This is a genomic window from Pseudidiomarina fusca, from assembly GCF_032227045.1.
GTDB lineage: Bacteria > Pseudomonadota > Gammaproteobacteria > Enterobacterales > Alteromonadaceae > Pseudidiomarina > Pseudidiomarina fusca.
In genome coordinates this window covers 1-7,219 of record NZ_JANFPJ010000053.1, presented here as the reverse complement: position 1 = coordinate 7,219, position 7,219 = coordinate 1, and the positions used below count along the sequence as shown (strand labels likewise).

Here is a 7,219-nt window from a genome sequence, read left to right as displayed (position 1 = left end):
GAGAGTGACCCGCTTGCCGTGGATGGGCAGATCACGATAGGGAACATCACGCTTGCCGAACCGCACGAACTCACCCTGCACGCCGCATTCCTCGCAGGCAATGGGATCGGGCACGTCCACCTGAAAGTGCATTTCGTCGTCGGTGGATTTGCAGCCCAGCACCTGGTACTTAGGCAGGTGCAGGATGTTGTCGGGCATTTCGGTCATGCGGTGTTCTCCTCATGGTGGAAGCTCCATAGCTATTGCGACAGATTCCCATTAATCATCAGTGTGGCGCAGTACGGGTTTGGCAGACTGCGCCGTAAAGGGAAGAAGAACCGGTCAATGCAAGGGACTATCGCCAAGTGTGGAAACCTGTCCTTTCCTGGCGTTGACAAGTACGGCCACGATGATGGCTGCGATGCCAAGAGCAACCCCGCTCGCCGCAAGTCCCAAGCCATAACCCTGAATCAGCGCATCACCGGCTGACTGCACCAGTTCGGCATCGCCGACTTCCCGACCGCGATACAGAGAAGCAAATGCCTCGGGCATCCGACTGGCCGTGACGGAGACAGAAATGCTCGAAAGGATAGCCAGCCCCAACGCAACACCAATCTGTTGCGACGCGTTGAACAACGCCGATGCGATGCCGGTCTCCTGTGCTTGCACACCCTTCACGGCCGTCAATGCCAGCGCAATGACCGCTCCCACGAAACCGAAGGCGGTGAGGAAGGCGGCTGGCATGAAGTGCCAGCTATAGTCGAGTTGTTGCCCGATGGTCGAAAGCCAGAACAATGCAGCGCTAGCGACCAGCGCAGCCGGAGCTGCGACCTCGCGCGGCGTAAAGCGCATGACAAGCTTTGAACTGACAACAGCACCAATGATGATACCCACCCCAAAGGGCAGAAACGCCATGGCGGTCAGGGTCGGGCTATAGCTGAGGATGTGCTGCAAATAGAGCGTCAGCAAATAGATCATGCCCATGGGGCCGAAGCCCAGCAGCAGCATGGCCAGGTACGAACCGGATCGGTTGCGATCCTTGAACAAGCGGAGCGGCAAAAGTGGATCACTGCTGCGCGACTGTAAAACCAAGAACAGCGGCAGCAGGATAGCCGTAGTGGCGAATGCAATGAGCGTAATGCCATCGGTCCAGCCATGTTCACCACCACGGGTAATTCCATAGACGAGTGCTGCCATGCCGATGATGCTGGAAAGCGCTCCCGTCAGGTCGGGGCGTCCCTTGTGCAATTCCGCTTCGACAAGTGTTCTCGAACCAGCGAGCACCGCCAAACCGATGGGTACATTGATGAAGAACGCCCAACGCCAGCCAAGCAGGCCTGTCAGAAATCCTCCAAGAATCAATCCAGCAATAATGCCAAGGCCAGACCGAGTGGGCGCTCTGGTCTGCCTGAGTGAGAAGGGGATTCTGTGGACATCGATTAACTCCTTTGTGTTTAGTGCGATTACCGAACACCGGTTGCGCTGACTTTTCACAAAAGGGTAATCGTTCCAATGGTTGGAAGGTCAAGGCTGCGTTTGCATGCCTTGCACAGAGAGACTGTCGGCATCGGCCAGGTCTTATCAATAGCCGTGCATTTGGCAGCCCGTCGGCACAGAGCACTCGACAAATCAAAGTCTGAGGCTCCGCAGTTGACCTTACCAGCGTTGGAAAGACTAGATTGGTCGCTGGGACGATCAGGTTCCTCAATTCTCTGATTCTGTGAAGGAGTTCGATATGTATCGATTCAACGTTAACGGCATGACCTGTGGCCACTGCACATCCGCCGTCGAAAAAGCCATTAAAAGTATCGACCCACAGGCGGAAGTATCTACAGATATAGAACACGCCGAGGTCACCGTGCGCAGCCAGGTCAATGAGGCGCGTATCAGTGATGCCATCCGCGAGGCTGGGTACGATAATCAGCACCTTGCCGGGTAATCATTCAGGTCAGGGCAAGGACGCCGCTTCTGAAGTAGACGCGTCAGCGCTTCTCTTTCCTGCGACGTTGCGTGCAATTGGGTTCAATCCCGATAGCCCCGAAGCGCGTGGAATTAAGTTCTCGCTCACCATTAGGCGTTCCTTTCACTACGCCATCCCCGGCCAGACCGCTGATAATCGGGCAGTCCGGCCGAGCGTCGCCCTGGCAGCTTTCCGCCAGGTGCTTGAGTGCACGGCTCATTTCCTGGAGTTCGCGCGCCTTGAGCTCAAGCTCCGCGACATGCTCAAGCGCAAGACGTTTGACGTCGGCGCTCGCACGACCCCGGTCGCGCCAGAGCGCAACCAGTTCATTCATCTGCGCCACCGAAAACCCGAGATCCCGTGCGCGCCGGATGAAGCGCAGGGTTTGCACATCCTTGTCCGAGTAATCCCTGTATCCAGCTTCGGTTCGCAACGCTTCCGGAATCAAGCCGATCGATTCGTAGTAGCGGATCATCTTCGCCGATACACCCGATGCCTCCGCTGCCTTTCCAATATTCATAGCCATGCCTCTCCAGATAACATCAAGCCTGCACTGTGGCAGGCTCGGTTGTCCTTATTTCGCTTGTGCAAATTCCACCTGTCTCTGCGACACGTCGTTGTCGTCCGTCCCCATGGGTGAGCGGAAATGACGCAACCTCAGTGCATTGCCGAGTACAAACACCGACGACAGTGCCATGGCGCCGGCAGCGAAGACGGGCGAAAGCAGGATGTCGTAGGCCGGATAGAGCACACCTGCCGCGACCGGAATCAAAGCCGTGTTGTAGGCAAACGCCCAGAACAGATTTTGTCGGATGTTGTCGATGGTTGCCTTCGACAAGGCGATCGCCTTTGGCACACCTTGCAGGTTACCCGACATCAGCACCACATCAGCCGCTTCAATGGCAATGTCCGTACCTGTGCCAATGGCAAGACCTACATCCGCTTCGGCCAGAGCGGGAGCGTCGTTGATGCCATCACCGACGAACGCCACCTTGCCGTGCTCTCCCTTAAGGCGGCGCACCGCGTCGACCTTGCCGTCCGGTAGCACTTCCGCCACCACCTCGTCGATCCCGAGTCGCGCCGCGATGGCCTTGGCCGTGTGGACGTTGTCGCCGGTGATCATCGCGACCTTGAGCCCGAGATCGTGCAGGGCCTTGATGGCAGCAGGCGTCGTTTCCTTGATCGGGTCGGCAACGGCGATAATCGCCGCAAGCTTGCCCTCTATCGCAGCATAGAGCGGAGACTTACCCTCGTCGCCGAGGCGTTTGGCGACCTTGGAGAACGCCGCCACGTCGTGACCGAGTTCGCTCATGTAGCGGTCAGCACCTATCTCGACCCGCTTGCCACCGGCCTCAGCCTTCACGCCAAAACCCGTCACCGATTCGAAGTTCGACACGTCCGGCAGTGAGATGTTCTCCGCGGCGGCGGCGTTCACGATCGCACGGGCGATCGGGTGTTCGGATTTGGCCTCGATGGCCGCGACCAGAGCCAACACGTCTACGTGCTCGAATCCGGTGGCCAATTCCAGATCGGTGAGAGCCGGTTTGCCTTCCGTCAACGTGCCCGTCTTGTCAACGGCAACGACCTTGGCATCTTTCAACAACTGGAGTGCTTCACCCTTGCGGAAGAGCACGCCCAGCTCGGCACCGCGGCCAGTGCCGACCATGATCGAGGTCGGTGTGGCCAGCCCCATGGCGCAAGGGCAGGCGATGATCAGCACCGCGACGGCGTTGACCAGCGCGAAAGTGAGCGCGGGCGACGGGCCGAACCACATCCATGTCCCGAAGGTGAGAATCGCTGCCACAAACACCGCAGGCACGAAATACATCGTCACCTTGTCGACCAGCGCCTGGATTGGCAGCTTCGACCCCTGCGCTTCTTCCACCATGCGGATGATCTGCGACAGAACGGTGTTGCCGCCGACAGCCGTCGCACGGATGGCGAATGCGCCTTTCTGGTTCACCGTTCCGGCCACGACCTCGCTGCCGTGCTTCTTGGAGACGGGGATCGGTTCTCCCGTGATCATCGATTCATCGACATAGCTTTCGCCTTCGATGAGTTCGCCATCCACCGGAATGCGATCGCCGGGACGAACCTCGACGATATCTCCCGACAAGACGGAGTCGATCGGCAGTTCGATCGACTTATCGTCCCGACGCACCCGTGCCATTTTGGCCTGAAGCCCGACAAGACGCTTGATCGCCTCGGAGGTGCGTCCCTTGGCGCGAGCCTCCAGCAACCGGCCGAGCAGGATGAGAGTGACGATAACAGCGGCGGCCTCAAAGTAGACGTTGACGGCTCCGTCGGGCAGGAGCCCCGGCGCGAAGGTCGCCACGAGCGAATAGCCATAGGCTGCCATGGTGCCGACCGCGACCAGGGAGTTCATGTCGGGGGCAAGCCGCCCGAGGGCCGGAAACCCCTTGTGGTAAAAGCGGATGCCCGGCACGAACAGAACGATGGTTGTCAACACGAACTGGAGATACCAATTCGTCTCCATGCCGATCGTTGAGGCAATCAGGTCGTGCATGCCAGGAATGAGGTGTGAGCCCATCTCCAGAATGAAGACAGGCACGGTCAACACCGCTGCAATCGTGAAATCACGTGTCAGTCCACGGCGTTCCGCGTCCTTCTTCTCGGTGCGCTCATCGGTCTCGCCCCGACGGCTACCCGTAGCAGCCGCGATTACCCTGGCATCATATCCCGCGTTCTCGATAGCCGTCACCAAGGCGGTCGCATCGGCGCTGCCCTGGATCGTGGCTCTTTCAGTCGCAAGGTTGACAACGGCACTGGTGACGCCGGGCACAGCCTTGAGCGCCTTTTCGACGCGACCGACACAGGACGCGCAGGTCATACCTTCGATGGAAAGCTCTGTGGTCTCAGCTGGCACCGAATAGCCAGCTTTCTCGATAGCGTTGATGAGTGATCCGCGGTCGAGTGGCGAAGCGGACTGGATATCGGCACGTTCGGTCACCAGGTTCACCGTAACAGTGTCAACGCCCTCGACCTTCTTGAGTTCAGCCTCCACGCGCCCGACGCAGGAAGCGCAACTCATACCTTCGATGGGAAAGCTTATCACCGTCACAGCCGACGGATTCAATTTGTCTTGAGTATGCATCATTCGTCTTCTCCACAAGCATCTCCTGATGATATTCCAGAAAGATAAACCTTCCTATTGTGGGAAGGTCAAGCGCTAAATTTCCTGATGCATAGTTACCACACCCAGTACTTACGGGAACATCGAATCCGGGTTTAGGTTGAAAACTCCATACGAGTGTTGTCAGCAGTCAGTGGCACATCGGACAAATTCGCGCTAAGGGAGCGTTCGAGGTAGACAGAAGGATGCGCGATGAATTCTCTAGTACCACAATCCTTACGCATTTGTTCCAGGCCTCGCCAACCAGTTTTTCCGTTGGGAAAGTGTAATCTGTGATTGCACGCCAAAGAGAAAATCAACCAGCTAATCCGAATACCCAAATAAAGCTAGCTGTTGTTGTTTAATAACATGCGTGTATGGCTTCAAAGAGTTACTCAACTGTGCGATGATTTTTTTCCTGTCGACTTGTCCATTTTGAGACTCAATGAAAAGATAAATTGTCGCGCGAAGCTGCTTAAAGCCTTTTGACATCCAGCTACCCTTTTTTCGAGCTTTAAGCTCAACAAAATGATAGATGTCGCGATAATGCAAAATACCATCACACCGGGTCACCTGATTGCCTTGTTCGTCTGAGCAATCAACACAATTATCGATAGCCCAAAATGCGATATCTAAGCATTGAGGATTAGTTACCGTTGCAATCCACTTTACTTTGTCGGTTGAATCGGTATTCAAATATGCAGGATTGTTATCATCATCGTCACATATTCCAAATAACGAGTCTGTGAGACTACTTTTACACTCATCCTTGAGTAAATTCATCGGATCACTCCATCCACAATAGTTCAGAAAAAAGCTGATTCGTTTCTTCCAGCTCATTATTAAGTTGGTTATCGTCGGCAACCAACCCATTGTACCTTTCGACTACTTCAATAGTGCCATTCTCACAAAACGCATAAACATTAGTTGTGCTCGGATCAATACTTGATGCTTCCGAACAAATGTCTCGTATCGCATCAATATTCTTCAATTGTTTGTTATTGAATCTTTCATATACATCAAAGGCTTGTATTGCAATATTTAAATAACTGATGATAAACGGGCTATGTGTAGTGATGACAAGTCTGTTGCCCGCCTTATCTTTTACCGCTCGCAATACCTCAAAAAGTGCTTGTTTCTGCGATGTTGGAAACAGATTCTGCTCTGGTTCTTCGACAATATTGACAAAAGAGTTATAGGTGTAACGACGAACAAGTGCATCAAAAGCGCTATGGATACTTCCTAATTCCTCACCTTTTTCAATGGTCGCTTCGAACAACTTAATAAGCTCTTTGTTTAAGCGTTTCTCCAAAGCCACACTGAGATCTCTCTGTTTGGCCTTATCGGATTTGAGCACAAATTGTGATAAATATTTAGTCACTATCACTAATGGCACATAACTTTGATATCCGCTTGAAGCATGCAATAAATTAACTCGGAAGCTTGCCCCAGTGATAAAAGACTGCTTACTCTCACTCTCATAAGCAAACACTGCATTCCCTAGCGATAGCGGTAGCGCTTCATTAGCATAATGCTCTTTGGCTTCAACATACTCTGATAAAAAGGCCTTTAGCGCTTTAGGTAGCTTAGAAATCAATTCCGGCCTATCAATTGCAGCAAGAAAATTCCGCTCAGCTGGAACGTACATTATTTTCGGTGAATCATAAGGGGCATCAGTTAGACGTTCTGAAGTAAAAGTTTTATTCAATAAAAGAAAGCGAAAGGCCTGCCCTTCGTACTCCACATAAGACTGTTCACTGAAATAACTCTGTAAACCATGAAATGAGACAACTTCATTCATGAAATACTCGTAATCAAGAGTTTCATGAATTTCTAGATCACCCCGTTGTAAAGATTTCTCGAGCCATGCAAGCGACGAATAAAGCTTTGCAACTGTACTTTTCCCAGATCCTTGGGTGCCCGTAAATAAAGTAACGCCGTCAAACTTGATTGCGGCACCATTTTCTACTCCAGCTTTTATTGGTCCGACATTTCTAATCCGTAAGCTCGTCATTTTTACATTCGCTTTATTTCAGAGGTAAGGTTTGATTATTTGAAATCGAAGCATTTAAGCTCTGACACTATCAGATGAAGTTCATTATGGGCATATTGTCAATGGCCATTAAAATTGATCCACTTTTGGCCAA

At 53.2% G+C, this 7,219-nt stretch carries 7 protein-coding genes; 1 reads left to right on the top strand and 6 read right to left on the bottom strand.

Annotated elements, in window-relative coordinates:
- Both NOG12_RS12690 and NOG12_RS12685 read right to left on the bottom strand, forming a co-directional pair.
- The coding region (locus NOG12_RS12690; protein ID WP_313933449.1) for a transposase family protein at positions 1 to 207 on the bottom strand (207 nt) is incomplete at its 3' end.
- A gap of 114 nt (positions 208 to 321) precedes the next feature.
- Entirely contained in the window at positions 322 to 1,473 is a 1,152-nt protein-coding gene (locus NOG12_RS12685) for an MFS transporter (protein WP_313933448.1), read from the bottom strand.
- Between the two features lie 241 nt (positions 1,474 to 1,714).
- On the opposite strand from NOG12_RS12685, the gene NOG12_RS12680 reads away from it, so the two are divergent.
- Complete coding sequence (locus NOG12_RS12680; RefSeq protein WP_063977589.1) at positions 1,715 to 1,918, top strand: heavy-metal-associated domain-containing protein; 204 nt, start codon at positions 1,715 to 1,717, stop codon at positions 1,916 to 1,918.
- A gap of 43 nt (positions 1,919 to 1,961) precedes the next feature.
- Here NOG12_RS12680 and cueR read toward each other — a convergent pair whose 3' ends face one another.
- The 4 genes from cueR to NOG12_RS12660 form a co-directional block, all read right to left on the bottom strand.
- Positions 1,962 to 2,465, bottom strand: coding sequence for a Cu(I)-responsive transcriptional regulator (gene cueR / locus NOG12_RS12675; protein WP_470385098.1), 504 nt, complete (start codon positions 2,463 to 2,465; stop codon positions 1,962 to 1,964).
- Positions 2,466 to 2,513: 48 nt separating this feature from the next.
- Positions 2,514 to 5,057: a heavy metal translocating P-type ATPase gene (locus NOG12_RS12670; protein WP_313933447.1), complete on the bottom strand. Its 2,544-nt coding sequence runs from the start codon at positions 5,055 to 5,057 to the stop codon at positions 2,514 to 2,516.
- Between the two features lie 339 nt (positions 5,058 to 5,396).
- A complete protein-coding gene (locus NOG12_RS12665; protein ID WP_313933446.1) occupies positions 5,397 to 5,855 on the bottom strand; it encodes a hypothetical protein in 459 nt (152 codons plus the stop codon).
- 4 nt (positions 5,856 to 5,859) lie between these two features.
- Positions 5,860 to 7,086, bottom strand: coding sequence for a hypothetical protein (locus tag NOG12_RS12660; protein ID WP_313933445.1), 1,227 nt, complete (start codon positions 7,084 to 7,086; stop codon positions 5,860 to 5,862).
- Positions 7,087 to 7,219: the final 133 nt, after the last annotated feature.

Excerpts from the sequence above, each read along its gene's own strand:
- NOG12_RS12680 (WP_063977589.1), top strand. The coding sequence starts at position 1,715 with ATGTATCGATTCAACGTTAACGGCATGACCTGTGGCCACTGCACATCC.
- cueR (WP_470385098.1), bottom strand. The coding sequence starts at position 2,465 with ATGGCTATGAATATTGGAAAGGCAGCGGAGGCATCGGGTGTATCGGCG.
- NOG12_RS12670 (WP_313933447.1), bottom strand. The coding sequence starts at position 5,057 with ATGATGCATACTCAAGACAAATTGAATCCGTCGGCTGTGACGGTGATA.
- NOG12_RS12665 (WP_313933446.1), bottom strand. The coding sequence starts at position 5,855 with ATGAATTTACTCAAGGATGAGTGTAAAAGTAGTCTCACAGACTCGTTA.
- NOG12_RS12660 (WP_313933445.1), bottom strand. The coding sequence starts at position 7,086 with ATGACGAGCTTACGGATTAGAAATGTCGGACCAATAAAAGCTGGAGTA.